19 protein-coding genes are annotated in these 16,879 nt (G+C 64.8%); 12 read left to right on the top strand and 7 right to left on the bottom strand.

Annotated elements, in window-relative coordinates; translation table 11 throughout:
• Window positions 1-206: 206 nt before the first annotated feature.
• On the bottom strand, window positions 207-2,408 hold the full coding sequence (locus FHP91_RS15830; RefSeq protein WP_144310501.1) for a RelA/SpoT family protein: 2,202 nt from the start codon (window positions 2,406-2,408) through the stop codon (window positions 207-209).
• An 85-nt stretch (window positions 2,409-2,493) separates the two neighbouring features.
• On the opposite strand from FHP91_RS15830, the gene FHP91_RS15825 reads away from it, so the two are divergent.
• From FHP91_RS15825 to FHP91_RS15800, 6 genes are all read left to right on the top strand, one after another.
• Entirely contained in the window at window positions 2,494-3,390 is an 897-nt protein-coding gene (locus FHP91_RS15825) for a DMT family transporter (protein WP_144310500.1), read from the top strand.
• A gap of 1 nt (window position 3,391) precedes the next feature.
• Window positions 3,392-4,183, top strand: a complete 792-nt coding sequence (locus tag FHP91_RS15820) for a M90 family metallopeptidase (protein ID WP_144310499.1) — start codon at window positions 3,392-3,394, stop codon at window positions 4,181-4,183.
• Between the two features lie 18 nt (window positions 4,184-4,201).
• Window positions 4,202-4,657: a flavodoxin family protein gene (locus FHP91_RS15815; protein WP_144310498.1), complete on the top strand. Its 456-nt coding sequence runs from the start codon at window positions 4,202-4,204 to the stop codon at window positions 4,655-4,657.
• A 227-nt stretch (window positions 4,658-4,884) separates the two neighbouring features.
• Window positions 4,885-5,319, top strand: a complete 435-nt coding sequence (locus tag FHP91_RS15810) for a host attachment protein (RefSeq protein ID WP_144310497.1) — start codon at window positions 4,885-4,887, stop codon at window positions 5,317-5,319.
• A 135-nt stretch (window positions 5,320-5,454) separates the two neighbouring features.
• Window positions 5,455-5,910, top strand: a complete 456-nt coding sequence (gene parS, locus FHP91_RS15805; protein WP_144310496.1) for a type II RES/Xre toxin-antitoxin system antitoxin — start codon at window positions 5,455-5,457, stop codon at window positions 5,908-5,910.
• A gap of 643 nt (window positions 5,911-6,553) precedes the next feature.
• The gene (locus FHP91_RS15800; protein ID WP_144310495.1) at window positions 6,554-7,018 is read left to right on the top strand and encodes an RES family NAD+ phosphorylase; all 465 of its coding nucleotides are present in this window, start codon (window positions 6,554-6,556) and stop codon (window positions 7,016-7,018) included.
• Window positions 7,019-7,021: 3 nt separating this feature from the next.
• Here the strand turns inward: FHP91_RS15800 and FHP91_RS15795 are convergent, their stop codons facing one another.
• The 4 genes from FHP91_RS15795 to ispD are packed head-to-tail and all read right to left on the bottom strand — an operon-like array spanning window position 7,022 to window position 9,476.
• Window positions 7,022-7,714, bottom strand: coding sequence for an aspartate/glutamate racemase family protein (locus tag FHP91_RS15795; RefSeq protein ID WP_144310494.1), 693 nt, complete (start codon window positions 7,712-7,714; stop codon window positions 7,022-7,024).
• A 14-nt stretch (window positions 7,715-7,728) separates the two neighbouring features.
• Window positions 7,729-8,289: an RNA 2',3'-cyclic phosphodiesterase gene (gene thpR / locus FHP91_RS15790; RefSeq protein ID WP_144310493.1), complete on the bottom strand. Its 561-nt coding sequence runs from the start codon at window positions 8,287-8,289 to the stop codon at window positions 7,729-7,731.
• The gene (ispF, locus tag FHP91_RS15785; protein WP_144310492.1) at window positions 8,279-8,773 is read right to left on the bottom strand and encodes a 2-C-methyl-D-erythritol 2,4-cyclodiphosphate synthase; all 495 of its coding nucleotides are present in this window, start codon (window positions 8,771-8,773) and stop codon (window positions 8,279-8,281) included. The genes thpR and ispF overlap by 11 nt, the downstream gene beginning before the upstream one ends.
• Window position 8,774: 1 nt before the next feature.
• Window positions 8,775-9,476, bottom strand: a complete 702-nt coding sequence (ispD, locus tag FHP91_RS15780; RefSeq protein WP_144310491.1) for a 2-C-methyl-D-erythritol 4-phosphate cytidylyltransferase — start codon at window positions 9,474-9,476, stop codon at window positions 8,775-8,777.
• A 98-nt stretch (window positions 9,477-9,574) separates the two neighbouring features.
• Between ispD and FHP91_RS15775 the strand changes: the two genes are divergently transcribed.
• Entirely contained in the window at window positions 9,575-10,855 is a 1,281-nt protein-coding gene (locus FHP91_RS15775) for an MgtC/SapB family protein (RefSeq protein ID WP_144310490.1), read from the top strand.
• A 25-nt stretch (window positions 10,856-10,880) separates the two neighbouring features.
• Here the strand turns inward: FHP91_RS15775 and FHP91_RS15770 are convergent, their stop codons facing one another.
• Window positions 10,881-12,404 carry a hypothetical protein gene (locus FHP91_RS15770; protein WP_144310489.1) on the bottom strand — a complete coding sequence of 508 codons (1,524 nt, stop codon included), beginning with the start codon at window positions 12,402-12,404 and terminating at the stop codon, window positions 10,881-10,883.
• A 179-nt stretch (window positions 12,405-12,583) separates the two neighbouring features.
• On the opposite strand from FHP91_RS15770, the gene amrB reads away from it, so the two are divergent.
• The 5 genes from amrB (at window position 12,584) to FHP91_RS15745 (ending at window position 16,461) form a co-directional block, all read left to right on the top strand.
• On the top strand, window positions 12,584-13,402 hold the full coding sequence (gene amrB, locus FHP91_RS15765; RefSeq protein ID WP_144310488.1) for an AmmeMemoRadiSam system protein B: 819 nt from the start codon (window positions 12,584-12,586) through the stop codon (window positions 13,400-13,402).
• Window positions 13,389-13,946 carry an AmmeMemoRadiSam system protein A gene (amrA, locus tag FHP91_RS15760; protein WP_144310487.1) on the top strand — a complete coding sequence of 186 codons (558 nt, stop codon included), beginning with the start codon at window positions 13,389-13,391 and terminating at the stop codon, window positions 13,944-13,946. Before amrB ends, amrA begins: the two co-directional genes overlap by 14 nt.
• Window positions 13,947-13,963: 17 nt before the next feature.
• Window positions 13,964-15,058, top strand: a complete 1,095-nt coding sequence (gene amrS, locus FHP91_RS15755; protein WP_144310486.1) for an AmmeMemoRadiSam system radical SAM enzyme — start codon at window positions 13,964-13,966, stop codon at window positions 15,056-15,058.
• An 18-nt stretch (window positions 15,059-15,076) separates the two neighbouring features.
• Window positions 15,077-15,748 (top strand): alpha/beta hydrolase, encoded by a 672-nt coding sequence (locus tag FHP91_RS15750; RefSeq protein WP_144310485.1) that lies wholly within the window; start codon window positions 15,077-15,079, stop codon window positions 15,746-15,748.
• Window positions 15,749-15,858: 110 nt separating this feature from the next.
• Window positions 15,859-16,461 carry a putative metalloprotease CJM1_0395 family protein gene (locus FHP91_RS15745; RefSeq protein ID WP_246116334.1) on the top strand — a complete coding sequence of 201 codons (603 nt, stop codon included), beginning with the start codon at window positions 15,859-15,861 and terminating at the stop codon, window positions 16,459-16,461.
• Between the two features lie 21 nt (window positions 16,462-16,482).
• Here FHP91_RS15745 and FHP91_RS15740 read toward each other — a convergent pair whose 3' ends face one another.
• A complete protein-coding gene (locus FHP91_RS15740) occupies window positions 16,483-16,800 on the bottom strand; it encodes a hypothetical protein (protein ID WP_144310484.1) in 318 nt (105 codons plus the stop codon).
• Window positions 16,801-16,879 lie beyond the last annotated feature (79 nt).

Raw genomic sequence — 16,879 nt, 5'->3', positions numbered from 1 at the left:
CCTCATGTCCATACGTACCTCCTCGCGCCGCCACGGAGGCACATCGGCGGCGACAACAGCGCGCACGGCCGGAGCCTCTACGGGGGACACAATACGAAGACACGCTGAGCACGACAATCGGCCGGACGACCACCCCCCGAATGACCGAGGCGGCCTAGTCCAAAAGAACTAGGTCGGCCGCGTTATACCGGGAAGACCGATTGCACTCACGTGCGGCGGGCCTGATCAACACCGACGACTTCCCCCATCAGCAAGAGCGCGCGCTGGATCTGCTGCGAGCCGTTGACCTCGATGGTGAAGCGCATGCGCGCCTTGCCTTTCCGGGTGAGGGTGTTGACGGCAATAACGTTGAGTTTTTCTCTCGAGAGCACGTCCGACAGGTCACGCAGGAGACCTTGACGGTCGCTGGCATCGACTATCACGTCCACCGGATAGCGGCTGCCCGGCGCATCCACACCGTCCCCCCAAGTGGCGGGAATGGCGCGCTCCGGGTGGCGCTTGAGCAAGGCCTGGAAGTCGGGGCAATCGACCCGGTGCACCGACACGCCGCGCCCGCGGGTGACAAAGCCTTCCACCGCGTCCGGCGGCGCCGGCTTGCAGCAGCGGGCGAGCGAGGTCATCAGCTTGCCAACGCCGACTACCAGAATATCGTCGTCGGTGCTGCGCTGGTGGCTGCGTCCAATGACCACGTCGTCAGCGACGGGCGTAGCCGCCTCCTGGGCGTGTGTGGCCAATTGCACCGCGCGCGGCCCCACCTCGCCGCGCCCGGCAGCCACAAACATGGCTTCGGCATTCTTGAAGCCTAGGCGCTGCGCCAGCGTGTCGTTGTTGAACTGGGTCTGCCCTTCGCGCTGCAACTCACGGTGAATCACGGCCCGACCGCGATCGAGCAATTCGCCCTGCTCCTGCTGCGCGAAGTATTGCTTGATCTTGCGCCGCGCCTTGCCGGTGGTGACGTAGTTTTGCTGGGGGTTGAGCCAGTCCCGCGACGGGCCGCCCTCCTTGGCGGCGGTGATTTCCACCGTCTGCCCGCTCTCCAGCGGCTTGTTCAGCGGAATCAGATGGCCATCGATCTTGGCGCCACGGCAACGATGCCCCAGGTCGGAGTGCAGCGCATAGGCGAAATCCACCGCCGTCGCGCCGCGCGGCAAGTCGACCACCCGTCCCTGCGGCGTCATCACATACAGCGTGTCGTCGAGCGAAGCGTCGCGATATTTTTCTTCCCAATGGTCGGCATCGGTCACCTCATCGCGCCAGGACAACAGGTCACGCAACAAGGCAATTTTCTCGTCGTAAGTGCCGCCACTGGCACCACTGCCTTCTTTGTAACGCCAGTGCGCCGCCACGCCAAATTCGGCGTGCTGGTGCATGTCTTCGGTGCGGATCTGCACTTCGAGCGCACGGCCATCGGCCGCGCGCACGGCGGTGTGCAGCGACTGGTAGTTATTGCCCTTGGGCTTCAGGATGTAGTCGTCGTATTCCCTCGGGATCGGCGTCCACAACTGATGCACGATGCCGAGCACGGCGTAACAGTCGCGCACCTGCTTGACCAGCACGCGCAGCGCCCGCACGTCGTACACCTGCTCAAAGTCCAGATCCTTCGATTGCATCTTGTTGTAGATGCTGTAGATGTGCTTGGGTCGGCCATAGACCTCGCCCTTGATGCCCGCGCCGGCCATCTCCTCGCGCAAGCGGGTCACCGCGTCGGTAATGAACTGCTCGCGCTCGACCCGACGCTCATCGAGCATCTTGGCGATCCGCTTGTAAGTGGCCGGCTCCAAAAAGCGGAAGGACAGGTCCTCCAGCTCCCACTTGAGTTGCCACACCCCCAGCCGATTGGCCAGCGGCGCGTAGATGTCCAGGCTTTCGCGTGCGGCGTCTTGCTGCTCATCCTCGTCCGGATGCTCGGCGTAGTAGCGCAAGGTCTGGGTACGCGAGGCCAGGCGCAGCAACACCACGCGGATGTCCTCGACCATGGCCAGCAGCATCTTGCGCAGGGTTTCGGACTGCTGACGCATTTCGGGCGCGCGATTGGTGGCCGTCTTGCGCGTGATCACCCGCAAGCCATTCAGCCGGTACAGCCCGCCCACCAGCTTGGCCACCCGCGCGCCGAAGTGCTTCTCGAGATACTCTGTGGCGTTGTCCATGTGGCTGTGCAACGCGAACAGCAAAGCCGCCAAGCGCGCATCGCCATCCATCTTGAGCGACACGCAGATCAGCGCCATCCCCAGCGCATGGCGCAAGGTCGGCTCGCCGGTGCCCAGCGGCTGCTGGCTGTAGAGCTCGGTGATCAGCGACAAGGCCGCTTCAATGCGCGGCCGGTCGGCCTCGGGCAAGCCTTCGCAGATACGATCGATCGGCGGCGTTTCCGAGTCGGCGTAGGAAATAGCGTGAGTGACGGATACCATGACTGCAATTATCTCTCATTGAGCAGATTGGATGCCCCGATGATAATCGCGCCGCCTTCCGACTGCCTTACACCGACCTCTCCCTATGCGCCGCCTGTTTGATCTGCCCTACCTGCTGCTGACCCTGACCACGCTGTTCTGGTCGGGCAACATGGTCATCGGTCGCGGTATCCGCGCCGACGTGCCGCCCTTCGGTCTGGCCTTCTGGCGCTGGACGCTGGCGCTGTGCCTGATCCTGCCCTTCGCCTGGCCGCATTTGCGCACGCAATGGCCGCTGGTCAAACGCCACTGGCGGCCCATCGTGCTGCTCGGCGCGCTCGGGGTGGGGGGCTACAACACCTTTGCCTACCTGGCCCTGCAATACACCACGGCGATCAATGCCACCATGATCAACTCGCTGATCCCGGTGGCTACTTTATTACTGGCAGTGTTGCTGCTTCGGCGGCGCTTGCAGCGCTTTGAAGTTTTCGGCGTGGTGTTATCGCTCATCGGCGTAAGCGTGATCGTCACCCATGGCAACCCGGCCATGATCCTCGACTGGCAGTTCAACCCCGGCGACTTCTGGATGCTGATCGCGGTGACCGTCTGGGGGCTGTACACCGTCGGCCTGCACTGGCGCCCCGGCGGCATGCACCCGATGGTGCTGCTCGCCGCCATGACGGTGGTCGGCATCACCGTGCTGGCACCGGCCTGGGCGTGGGAGTTGTCGCAAGGCCGGCACATCGTGCTGCACACAGGCAGTCTCACCGCCATCGTCTATACCGCCATTTTTCCCGGTTTTCTGGGTTACGTGTTCTACAACCGCGGCGTGGCCATGGTCGGCCCCAGTCGCGCCGCGCTGTTCATTCACTTGATGCCGGTGTTTGCCACGGTGCTGTCAGTGATTTTCCTCGATGAATTGCCGGCCCTTTACCACGGCGCCGGCATCGCGCTCATCCTGTCGGGCATCTGGCTCACCACGCGCCACCCCGAAGTCCGTTGACATGCTGCGCCGCTTGCAACGCTGGCTGTTTGGCCAGGCAGACCGCCCCGCCGTCACCGAAGAACAGTGGGCACGCGTCGAAGCCGGACTGCCCTTTCTGACCTATTTGCCACCAGACGCCCGTTCGCGCCTGCGCGCCCTCGCGCTTGAATTCCTCGACCAGAAGACCTTCCACGGTGCACACGATCTGGTCTTGACCGACGACATCCTGCTGTCCATTGCCCTGCAAGCCTGTCTGCCGATCTATAACACCGGGCTCGACGCCTACAGTCAATGGGTTGGCGTGGTGGTCTATGCCGGCGACTTTGTCATCCCGCGCGAAGAAATGGACGAAGACGGTGTGGTGCACGAATACGACGAGCCAGTCCTCGGCGAAGCCTGGCCGGACGGCCCGGTGGTCGTCTCCTGGCAGCCGCAGCAACGCACCGACGGCCTGAACGTCGTCATCCATGAATTCGCCCACAAACTCGACATGTGCAATGGTCAGGCTGACGGCTTCCCGCCGCTACCGGCCGACATGCGCCGCGCCGACTGGGCACGCATTTTCATCGCGGCCTATCACGATTTCTGTCACCGGGTCGATCACGACCTGCCCCACGCCATCGACGCCTACGCCGCCGAAAGCCCGGCCGAATTCTTTGCCGTGATGAGCGAAGCCTTCTTCGAAGTACCGCTCAGACTGCGTGCCGCCTATCCCGCCGCCTATGCTCAGCTCAAGCGTCTGTATGGCCTCGACCCCGCCGCCGGCGCGAACCCCCGCCCCACTCACGACTCCAACCCGCAGGAACACTGAAGCGCGCGAGGTTTGCCCATGAAACGCCTGCTGATCGTCTATCACAGCCAGTCCGGCCACACCGCGCAACTGGCCGACGCGGTCAAGGCCGGCGCCGACACCGCCGACGGCATCGAAGTACGTTGCCTCAAGGCCTTCGACGCCGGCGTGGACGATCTCGCACAGTGCAACGCCCTGCTGCTCGGCACGCCCGAAAACTTCGGCTACATGTCCGGCGCGCTCAAGGACTTCTTCGACCGCACCTACTACCCGCTCGAAGGCCAGCTCACTGGCCTGCCCTTCGCCATCTTCATCAGCGCCGGCAATGACGGCACCAACGCCGTGCGCGAAATCCGCCGCATCGCCACCGGCTACGGCTGGCGCGAAGTGTCCGAACCCCACATTGCCCGGGGCGAGATTCAGCCCGCCGACCTCGATGCCTGCCACGCGATTGGCGCCGCCATGGCCGAGGGGCTGGCGATGGGCATTTTCTGAGCACTGCGGTGAATTGTCACAACCCAAAGTGTCTGACGAACGGTTGATCGCCGCCCGAGCCACGCATGGCACGGCTTTCGCGGTCACGACCAACGGCGCGGCGCAAAATTCGGCATCAAACGCTTTTGAAGTGTTCGCGTGCGCCTTCTACGCTGAGAGTTCTGCGCCTGCTGTCTGGACGGATCGGCTGGACGCGGAAGACCCACCACTCTTTCGGAGGATGCTCTATGGCTATCACCTGGATCCTGGTCGCAAACGCCAGCCTTGCAAAGCTCTACGCCAACTATGGTCCCAACAAGGGACTCAAGCTGGTCAAAGAGCTGATCCACCCGGAAAGCCGACAGAAGAACCAAGACCTCGTCACCGACCGAGCCGGCAATATTCAATCGACCCACGGCAGTGGCTACGAGTCTCACACGCCCCCAAAAACCCAAGCCGCGCGCGCCTTTGCACAGGAACTGGCGCAGGAGTTTTACCAAGGCCGCAACAAGCACGCCTTCGGCCGCGCCATTCTGGTGGCGCCCCCCGCCTTCATGGGCATGCTCAATGCCGTCATGGACGGCCCCACCGCCCAACTCATCACCGATCGGGTCGAGAAGGACTACACCAAAACCGCCGAACCCGATCTGGCCATGCGCCTGGGGGGCAGCATCTGCCTCTGAGTTCTTGACCTCCAACCACAACGGGCGCCGCTGGCGCCCTTTTTTTGTGGCCCCAGCGCGCGCGCCAAAGAGACGCCTGGCAATTAACGCCAATATTGCATAGAATAACTGCCACATGGCACACAAGGAATCCGTATGAGCACCGCTGCTGCAATCGCACCCGAGCCGCTCTCGGTCGACCGCCTGCTGGGCGGGCGCAAAGTCCTGCACAGCCAGCCGCGCACACCGCTGGACTGGGTCGGGCTGATCCGCCACGGCATCTCCTCCACCGCCATCGACGCACTCTCAAAAACCCTGCGCCTCACCCAAAGCGAACTGGCCGCCGCCCTCGCCATACCCGAGCGCACGCTGGCCCGGCGTAAAAAGGAAGGCACGCTCAGCAGCGAAGAGTCCGCCAAGGTGGTGCGCCTGGCCCGCGTGGTCGAGCGCGCCGAAGAAGTCTTCGAAGACCTCGGCGCCGCCCTCGACTGGCTCAAATCGCCCAACGCCGCGCTCGGTGGCGACACCCCGCTGTCGCTGATCGACACCGACATCGGCACCCAGAGCGTGATGGATACGCTGGGGCGGATCGAGCATGGGGTGTATAGCTGAGCGGAAGAGCCACTGTGATCCCTCTTTTCGCACTCCCGCGTGCATGGTTTCTCGATAGGGATCGTTGGCCGGGTCTCGCCCCGGCGGGCGACCTACTTTCTTGCTTGTGCAAGAAAGCTAGGCAAAGAAGCACACCCCACCGTCGTGGCCCTTCGGGCTCCCCTCCCTCCGCAAGCACGGGGCGGGCAGCTTCGCAAACTCGCCCTACGGGCTCAGACAGCGAAGCCGCTTTTTCCGCCCCGCACTTGCTGCACTCGGCACGACAGAGGGGAATGGGGTGCCAGCCTGCATCAGCGGCACCCAATCTCGTAGGGCCGATAAGCCACAGGCGCATCCGCCCTACAACGGACCACCCGTGCGGGCGACGGCGAAGCCGAGCCCGCATGCCCCTCCCCTTCTGTGCCGCCGAACGGAGCCAGGGGACGGCGGAAATTGTCGTGTCGCTGTCTGAGCCCGCAGGGCGAGTTTGCGACACGACCCGCCGACGCCAGGCGCAGAGAGGGCACCGGCGAAGCCGGCGGCACGGCGGGGGCGTTTCTTTGGTGACTTTCTTGTCGCCACAAGAAAGTTACTCGCCCGCCGGGGCGAAACCCGGCCAACGAACCTCCGATACACGCACGCCCCACCGCCAAGGCGACAAACCATGACCACCTCCCTCTGGCGCCTCGTCACCGCCCGCTTCGCCGACACCGCCTTCAGCGGCGAAGGTGCGCGCCTGTTTGGCGGGCGCTGGAATCGCAAGGGGGTGCCGATGGTCTATACCGCCGCCAGCCAGTCACTGGCGATGCTCGAGATCCTGGTGCAGGACGAACCGCTGCGGGCGCGCTACGTGATGATCGCGGCGACGCTGCCCAAGCGTTTTAAGGTCGAACAGATCGCTCTCGCCGACCTGCCGGACCAATGGAATGCCCCGGCCAATCGTGCGCACCTGCAAAGCCTCGGTAGCGACTGGGCGCGTCGTGGCAGCAGCGCGGTGCTGGCAGTGCCCAGCGCGGTAATTCCGGCCGAGACCAATTACCTGATCAATCCGCTGCACCCAGACTTTGCAAAGATCGAGATCGGCGCGCCGCAGGACTTCGTCACCGACCTGCGGCTGATCCGAAAATAGCGCTCAGGCCAGCGCGTGCCTGACCGCTGCCGCCGCATGAATGGCCGTGGTGTCGTATAGCGGCACCGCCGTGTGTTCGGCCTGCACCAACAGCGCGATTTCGGTGCAGCCGAGAATCACCGCCTCGGCGCCCTGCGCCTGCAAACCGGCGATGATCTCGACATAGCACGCACGCGAGGCGTCCGACACCACGCCACGGCACAGCTCGTCGTAGATCACGGAGTGCACAAAGTCGCGCTCTGCGGCCTCGGGCACCAGCACTTCCATACCGAAGCGATCACGCAGGCGGCCGAGGTAGAAATCCTGCTCCATCGTAAAACGCGTACCGAGCAGGCCGACACGACGCACGCCATCGGCCTGCAGCACTTCGGCCGTGGCATCGGCAATATGCAGCAGCGGTATCGACAGTGCCGCTTCGATCTGCGGTGCGACCTTGTGCATGGTGTTGGTGCAGATCAACAGAAAATCCGCCCCGCCGGCTTCGACCGACTGCGCCGAGTCGACAAGCATCTGCGCCGTGGCATCCCAGTCGCCCCTATGCTGTGCGGCCTCGATGGGCGCGAAGTCGACGCTGGCGAGCACCAGCCTGGCCGAGTGCAGGCCGCCGAGCGCGGCATTCACGCCGCGGTTGATGGCCTGGTAGTAGCTCACGGTGGATTCCCAACTCATGCCGCCGAGCAAACCGATGGTTTTCATGCTGCCTCCTGCACTCACGCCGCCAACCAACGCCGACGTATCTCATAGCGCGCGCCGCTGGCGTCCCGGTGCGAAACCGCCAGCACACCGCCTTCGACCGCCCATTCAATCGGCACAAATGCTTTGCCCTGCGCATGCCGACAGCGACGCGCCAACGTGACATGCGAAACAAACGGGCGAGCCGCCAGCCTAATGCCGATGGTCTGCAAACCCGAGGACAGTTCGCTGGCCAAATTCGCCAATGCGTCCGGCGGCGACTGGCTGCCCGCCCACAGAATCTGGTTGTGAGGCCAATGGCCAAGCTGATCAAGATGAAAAGTGCAACGCGGCCAAACGGTCTGATCGCCGACGGCCTCTATGGCCGGCAGCCGATCGACCGCCACATCGCCAATAAAGGCGAGCGTCAGATGCAGGGTGTCGACACGCATGATGCGCGCGTCGGACGCCGCGGCATCACGCGCGAGTTGGTGCAGTTGGGTTGCGATGGCCGGCGTCGGCCAGAGGGCGAAAAACACACGGGCGGTCGGCGCCGCAACTGGCGTGCCGTCGTCCGAGAACGGTATTTCAGCCGGCATCCGCCCGGAACAGCAGCGCCACCGCCTGCGCGGCTATGCCTTCGCCGCGGCCGGTGAAGCCGAGCTTTTCGGTGGTCTTGCCCTTGATATTGATGCTCTCGGCCGCCACGCCCAGGTCGGCGGCGATGTTGGCGACCATGGCCGGCACATGCGGCAGCAGCTTCGGCGCGCGGGCGATCACCGTGGCGTCGACGTTGCCCACCGTGTAACCGGCCGAACGCACCGCCGCCATCGCTTCGCGCAGCAGCACACGGCTATCGGCGCCGGCGTGCGCCGGGTCGGTGTCGGGAAAATGCCGGCCGATGTCGCCCAGACCCGCCGCACCGAGCAGCGCATCGGTGATGGCATGCAGCAGCACGTCGGCGTCGGAATGGCCGAGCAGACCGCTGGCAAAAGGAATCGATACACCGCCAATGATCAGCGGCCGACCGGCCACCAGCGCGTGGACGTCAAAGCCTTGCCCGATGCGAAAAGGCACCGTCATCTCAACTCTCCCGGTTTTTCAAAATCCACTCGGCCAGATGCAGGTCGAGCGGATACGTGACTTTCAGATTGGTCGGATCGCCGCGCACCAGACGCGGGCGCAGGCCCGCCGCCTCGATGGCGCTGGCCTCGTCGGTGACGTCACGCGCCGATTCGAGCGCGCGGCGCAGCATCATGTAGCGAAACATCTGCGGCGTTTGCGCCTGCCACAGGCTGTCGCGCGGCACGGTAGTCACGGCGCGGCCCTGGGGGTCGGCGCGCTTGAGCGTATCGGCCACCGGCACCGCCAGCAGACCACCCACTTCGTCCTCGTCCAGCGTGTCGATCAGCGTATCCACATGCCAGGGCGCCAGGCAGGGCCGCGCGGCGTCGTGCACCAGCACCCAGTCGCCATCGCGCACGTCAGGCCGGATGGCGCGCAAACCATTAAGTACGCTGTCGGCACGCGAGGGGCCACCCACATAGATCGGTTTGAGCTTGTCGCCCAAGTCGGACCAGTCAAAGCCGTTCCAGGTCTGGTCGCCGACCGACAGCACCACATACACGCGCTCGATCTGCGGCACCGCACACAGCACCCGCAAGGTGTGGCGCAGCAGCGGCTCGCCCATCAGATTCAGATACTGCTTGGGGGTTTCCCGCCCCATGCGGGTGCCGCCGCCAGCGGCAGGCACCAGAGCGAAATGGCGATGGGCAATTTTTTGCATGGCGCGATTCTACCTGCGAGCGGCCGCCGCGGCACGGCCTCTGATGCCGCCAACGCGGCGTAGAATGGACTTCCAGGCCCATTTCCCGACTCATTCAAATGGCACCCGACCTGCCCATCGACACGCGTCAACTCCAGGCCATCCTGGTCGCCCTCGGCATCGGACTCATGCTGGGGCTGGAGCGCGAACGCCAACCGGCACCGCGCGCCGGCCTGCGCACCTTCGCGCTGGTCGGTCTGCTCGGCGCGCTCGCCGGCCTGCTGGGCGAACGTTTCGACAGCCTGTGGCCCTTCCTCATCAGCCTTACGCTGATCGGCGTCATGATCATCGCCGCCTATCTGCAAAACCCCGACCCGCAAGACGCCGGCACCACTTCGGTGGCCGCGCTGCTGCTGTGCCATGTGCTCGGCTTCATGGTGTGGGAAGGCGAGGTACGGCTGTCGATCATGATCGCGGTCGGGACCACCGCCCTGCTCTACTTCAAGACAACCTTGCGCGGCTGGGCCACCCGACTCACCGCGCGCGACTGGAACTCGATTCTGCAGTTCAGCGTCATCTCGCTGGTCATTCTGCCCGTACTGCCGAACCAGAATTTCGGCCCCTTCGACGCGCTCAATCCTTATCAAGTGTGGTTGATGGTGGTGCTCATCTCGGGCGTCAGCCTGGCCGGCTACGCCGCCTTGCAACTGGTGGGCGGGCGCTATGGCGCGCCACTGGTCGGCCTGTTTGGCGGCCTGGTGTCGAGCACCGCGACCACGCTGGTGTTTGCCCGCGACGCGCGCAAACGGCCCGTCTTTGCGCCCATCTCGGCGCTGGTCATCGTCATTGCCAATCTGATCATGCTGGTGCGCGTGGCCGTGGTCTGCGCGGTGCTGGCGCCCAGTCTGCTCTGGCAAGTGCTGAGCATCGCCGGGCCCGGTCTGGCCTTGGGCCTTGTCGCGCTGGGCGTGCAGTGGAAAACCTTGATGACTCACGAAGGCAGCCCGGTGCCCGACACCAAGAACCCGACCGAACTGCGCTCCGCACTCACCTTCGGCGCACTCTACGCCGCAGTCCTGCTGGGTGCTGCGTGGTTGTCCGATATCGCCGGCAGCGCGGGGCTGTATCTGGTCGCGCTGGTATCGGGGCTGACCGATGTGGACGCCATCACCTTGTCGAGCCTGCGCCTGTTTTCGCTGGACCGCCTCGAATCCATCCCCACCGTCACCGCCATCGGTCTGGCCATGCTGTCCAATCTGGCCTTCAAGACCACCCTGGCGATCAGCGTGGGCGGGCCCAGCGTGACCAAACGGGTACTGGCCGCCATGCTGGCGGTGGGTCTGGGGCTGGGCAGCGGTCTGGCCTGGGTGGGCTGGGCGGCGAATGGCGTCACAGGGTAATCAGAACAAACGCCGGGCTGCCGCCTCAGCTGCCGCCGGCCTCCGGAACACGCACCATTTTCAAGGCCACCAACGCGACACCGTCGGGTATCTCAGTGGCCTCCCGGTAGTTGTCGAACGCGGCTTTCCCGCGCGTCCGGTAGGCGCATTCGACCTGTGTTTGATACGCGGTGTTGATCACCAGCGTGCCGGCAGCCCGCCCGGCGTCGAGGCGCGCCTTGGCCTCGTCCAGCCCCTTGAAGGTGAACACCCGCCCATCGAGTGGCGGATGCGCCATGGCGGCGGTGACATCGACGGCCTCGTAGTTGCGCTCCCGTTGCTTGAGCCGCGCGAACTCCTCCTCGCTGACCGCCACAAGAACCCCCACGACCTGCTGCGACGCGTCCGGCGCCACATCCAGAAAACAGACATGCACCGCCGGCACGCTGTCAGGCATGTCGGCGCGAACATAGTGCTTGTAGCCGGGCAGGCTGACGCGATTGTCCATCGCCACGCCCCATACCCGTTTGTGGCCCTTCAAGGTGGCGAGCGGAAAGTCTTCCAGAAGCCACGCATCCCGGCCAATGGTGCGGCTGAACGACGCCGGGTCGACGAGCGAACCAAACCCGAACACATAAATTTTGTCGGCCTGCGTCGCCCAGGGTGGCGCGTTAAGGTGAAACGCCCGAACGATGTCGCCCGGCGGCGTGAGTCGCCGGAACAAACCCTTGCGCCGCGCATACGGGTAGTCGGAATCGACCGACCGATGGCGGCCATGAAACAACGCTTTTTCAGACAGGCAGTAGCGCAAGGCGCCCTGCACCGGCTGCTCGATGCCCAGCATCACACCGCGGATCTCGGCATAGATCTCTTCAATTGGCAGCGGCTGCGGATCCCGCTCGCTCCGCACGCTCGCCGAGGTCACAAAACCCTGCGCGTCCACGCCGTTGACGGCAATGCCAAGATCATCCAGCGGTGCCCGAATGCGCAAGGGGATGTACGGTTCGGCCAGCGGCTGGCGCGGCGCTTCGTCGCGCAACACCACGTTGCGAAGCGTGGTGCCGTCAATGCGGGCGCGCGCGATGAGGCGCACATGCAGCTGGCTGAGCGTCACCGGCGAGGCGTTGTAGACACTGAAGATCAGATCGTATCGACCTTCAGCACGATGCAGATTGAGACACGGCTTGAATTCAAACACCGACTTGGGGCGCAGCACCACCGCCGTCACAAAGGCGACGATGGCGGCAAAGAAAAACAAGCCGCACAGAATCTGCACCGCAGCAATCGCCTTATCCAGCCAAGGCACCGGCACCACGCACTGAGTGTTACCCCCCGACAGGGTCACGAACTCAAGAAACGCCCGCTCAACACAAGGCAAAAACGGCTTGTCGGATACCCCTGGCAGGTTGCGCCAGCTCAGTTGATCCAGCGGGCCGGCCGCGTGATAGAGCAAGGCAAAGCCAAACACAACGGTCGCCGTCAGCGACACGATGACAACGAGAAAGTGCCAAAGCGGCTGCTCGTTCCAAAGATTGAAAAAGAAGTTGCGTAGTCGGTGGTGTGTCGTCATGCCAGGGATGTACGCCTGCGAAAAATGCGTCGATGCGCCCTACCTTAACGGCTAGCACGCGGGTCAGCCAACCTCGTGCCCGGGGCGACCGTGAAACGTCACCCGGAGGCAGTACGGTCAAGTGCGCCGCGCTAAGCCTATAATTCCTATATCAATCTTAAGGTCTCCCGGAGACTGACATGGCCAATGCCTCCATCCGCCCGCCTGCCGTCGCCGGCGCGTTTTACCCGGCCGACCCACGCGCGCTGCAGATCATGATTGGCGACATGCTGAACGCCGCCATGCCACTGGAAACCGTGCACTGGCCCAAGGCGCTGATCGTGCCGCACGCCGGCTATGTGTATTCCGGGCCGATCGCCGCATCCGCCTACGCCGGGCTACGCAGCACGCGCGCGTTCTATCGGCGGGTGGTCTTGCTCGGCCCCTGCCACCGGGTGCCGGTGCAAGGCTTTGCGCTGCCCGCCGCGCAATCGCTGGCCACGCCGCTGGGCGAGGTGGCGGTCGACCGGCCCGGCTGGCTGGCGATTCAGGACGAGCCCGACGTGGTCGTCGACGACGCCCCGCATGCCCTCGAACACGCGCTCGAAGTGCAGCTGCCCTTCCTGCAAACCGTACTCGACCACTTCACCATCGTACCCATCGTCGTCGGCGACACCACACCCGAGCGCGTCGCCCATCTGCTCGATCGCCTGTGGGGCGACGACGAAACGCTCATCGTCATCTCATCCGACCTGTCGCACTACCTGCCCTATCACCAGGCGCGCTGGCGCGACCGCTCGACGGTGGAGCAAATCGAGCGTCTGCAAGGCGGCCTCGCCTTTGACCAGGCCTGCGGCGCGCTGCCCATCGAAGGCATGTTGCTCGCCGCCCAGCGCCACCATCTCGCCCCCACCGTGCTCGACTTGCGCAACTCTGGCGACACCGCCGGCGACCGCAATCGTGTGGTGGGATACACCAGCATCGCCTTTACCCCGGCCCAACGCCATGTCGCTCACTGAATCCGAACTCGGCACCCGCCTCCTCGCCCGCGCCCGCGCGGCGATTGAACACGCACTCGATCTCGGCCCCGCACCCGCCGACGACCCGGACTTGGCCGAGCGCGGCGCCACCTTCGTCACCCTCACCCGTAACGGCCAGCTGCGCGGCTGCATCGGCAGTCTCAAGCCGCAGCGCGCACTGGGCGCCGACGTGGTCGCCAATGCGCTGTCCGCCGCGCTGCACGACCCGCGCTTCACCCCAATGACGGCCGACGAATGGCCGCACATCCGCGTCGAAGTCTCGCTGCTCGGCCGCGCCGAATTCCTCGATGCCAAATCCGAAGCCGAGGTGCTCGCGCAGCTCAAGCCCGGCAAAGACGGCGTGATCTTTTTCAACGGCTGCCAGCAGGCCACGTTTTTGCCACAAGTGTGGGCGCAGCTCCCCGACCCGCGCGACTTCCTCACCGAGCTCAAGAAAAAGGCCGGCCTCAGCGCCGACTACTGGAGTTCGGCAGTGATGGTCGCCACCTACCCGGTCCAGAAATGGCGGGAGGACGACGCCTAAACCGACAGGAGGCGAACATGCACGACGCAGCATCCCGAGTTCCCGCCCGTTATTGGCACACGCTGGACGACGGCCGGATCGAATGCGATCTGTGCCCGCGCACCTGCCGCCTGCACGAAGGCCAGCGCGCCGCCTGTTTTGTGCGCCAGCGGGTCGGCGACCACATGGAGCTCACCACCTGGGGGCGCAGTTCCGGCTTTTGCATCGACCCCATCGAAAAGAAGCCGCTCAACCATTTCTACCCCGGCAGCAGTGTGCTGTCCTTCGGCACCGCCGGCTGCAATCTGGCCTGCAAGTTCTGTCAAAACTGGGACATCAGCAAATCGCGCGACATGGACCGCCTGATGGACACCGCCAGCCCCGAGGCCATCGCCGCAGCGGCCGAGCGCTGGGGCTGCAAGAGCGTCGCGTTTACCTATAACGACCCGGTGATCTTCGCCGAGTACGCCATCGACACCGCCATCGCCTGCCATGCGCGCGGGCTCAACACCGTGGCCGTCACCGCCGGCTATATCCACGGACAGGGCCGGGCCGATTTCTTCGCCCACATGGACGCGGCCAATGTCGACCTCAAGGCCTTTACCAACGACTTCTACCGCAAGCTGTGCGGCGCCGAGCTGGCGCCCGTGCTCGACACCCTGATCTGGCTGCGTCACGAGAGCCATGTGTGGTTCGAGATCACCACCTTGATCATCCCCGGCGAGAACGACTCCGACGCCGAAATCACCGCCATGGCCGAGTGGATTCACCGCGAGCTGGGCAACGACGTGCCGCTGCACCTCACCGCCTTCCACCCCGACTTCAAGCTCACCGACCGCCACGGCACGCCGCACACCACCCTCACCCGGCTGCGCCGCTGCGCGCGCGACGCCGGCTTGCGCCATGTGTATATCGGCAATCTCGCCGACCGCGACGGCGCCAGCACCTACTGCCCCGGCTGCAACGCCCCTGTCATTGTCCGCGTCGGCTACAACATTCTTGACTACCGGCTCGACGAACGCGGCCAGTGCCAGCGCTGCGGTGAACGCCTCCCCGGCCGCTTCGCGACCTTCGAGCGCCCCTTCGGCAACCGGCGCATTCCGGTCGCCATTGGCTCGACAGCAGCCGAATAGCCGTGCGATGCTCACGCCATGTCGCTCACGCTCCGTCACTCCACTCTCAGCCTGCCCGCCGGACCCGTCTGGCTAGCCGCCCGGCTGGCCCACGCGCCCGATGTCCGGGGCCTGGTCATCATCACACGCAGCACGCTCGATGACGAAGAAACCGCCCGCGAACGCGCCATCAGCGACGCGCTGAACCGCGCCGGTTTTGCCACGCTCGGGCTCGACCTGGCGACCCCGCACGAAGACGAGCGCGACCCCGACCTGCGCTACAACACCCCGCTGCTCGCCAACCGCATTGAAGCCGCACTCGCCTGGATCGACCACCAACCCCCGCTGCACGGTCTGGCGCGCGGCCTCGTGGCCGGCGGCACCGCCAGCGGTGCCGCCATTCGTGCCGCCAGCCGCTCGGCCGACCGATTGAGCGCGCTGTTCTGTCTCGGCGGCCGCATCGACCTGGCCGGCGCCGGCCCACTCGGGGCGCTGGCGCTGCCGCTGTGCGTCGCCGTCAGCCATGCTGAGCCGAGCCGCGCCATGATGCGCAAGGCGTTCGAGCTGATTCACGCCGACGCTGCTTGGCAAGATATCGACGACACCGGCCTCAGTTCGCCAGCCGCGCTGGCACGCGTCATCCCGACGCTCGTCCGCTGGTTCGAACACCAGCTGCCCGGCACCACCGAAGACACGCCTGACGGCATTTAAACCCTTGCCATGCAAGGAAAACACCCCCCTGCAACAAAGCCCATCTAACCCTTTTGCATGCTTGAGAAAAGCACTAAAGTGAGGGCGTCGACTGTTTAAGGGGATATCTCATGATGTCCGTGTCCGCCGCTTCGCCAAGCTACTTTGCCGCGCTTCAACGCGCACCGGCAAGCGACGCCGCGTCGACAACCACCGCACAACCCAAAGCAGAAGCCGACAACGCAAACATTGCTTCCAGCAAAACGGACGCCAAGCAAACAGACTCCCGCGAAGCGGCTGCGGTTGCGGCTGAAGTCGCCGCACTCGCCAGTACTGATCGCAAAGTCCGTTCGCACGAGGCAGCTCATCTGGCTGCCGCCGGCGGCCTCGCGCAAGGCGGAGCCAGCTTCTCCACCGTACGCGGCCCGGACGGGCAGATGTACGCGGTGGGTGGCGAGGTCGGCATTGATGTGTCGCCCGGCCGCACTCCGGACGAAACCATCGCCAAGGCACAGCAGATCCAGCGCGCAGCGCTGGCCCCGGCAGATCCGTCATCGCAGGACTACCGGGTCGCGGCCATTGCCGCCCAATTGATTCAACAAGCCCAACGGGAACTGGCGACTCAGAATGAGCCAGCCATCGGCGCCGATGGCGCCAGCCGTCAGTTGCAGACGGCGATATCGCAGATCGAGCCCAACCCGGCCTCGGGCGAGCAAGTCAATATTTTCGCCTGACACAGTCAGGCATTGCGGCGCTCAAGCGCGTCGGTCGTCGGGCTCATCCACCTCGCGGATCACCTCACCCTCAATCACCAAACCTTCCTGAGCCTGCTGCTGCGCCTGCGTCTCGCGCATCTGCTTGCGCAAATTGCGCGTCTTCCACCAGAACCAGCCCCACACCGCAGCGCCCACGGTGAGCACCACCGCAAACACCACCACCGAAAACACCAGCGCCAAGCCAAACAAACCGATCGCCGCCACCGAGCCGACAATCTTCTGCCACGGGCTGAGCGGACGGCCATTACGGCGTGCAAAGGCCTCAAAAACACGTTGTTGGTTCGGATCGATACGCATGGTGCTTCCTGTTTACGACATGGGTGCAATGCACAACGCTATCACCGATCGAACATCGATGCGCGGCGCATCCACCAAG

The sequence above is a fragment of the Denitromonas halophila genome (assembly GCF_007625155.1).
GTDB lineage: Bacteria > Pseudomonadota > Gammaproteobacteria > Burkholderiales > Rhodocyclaceae > Nitrogeniibacter > Nitrogeniibacter halophilus.
The sequence above is the reverse complement of the archived record's forward strand: the minus strand, read 5'-3'. Positions and strand labels throughout refer to the sequence as shown.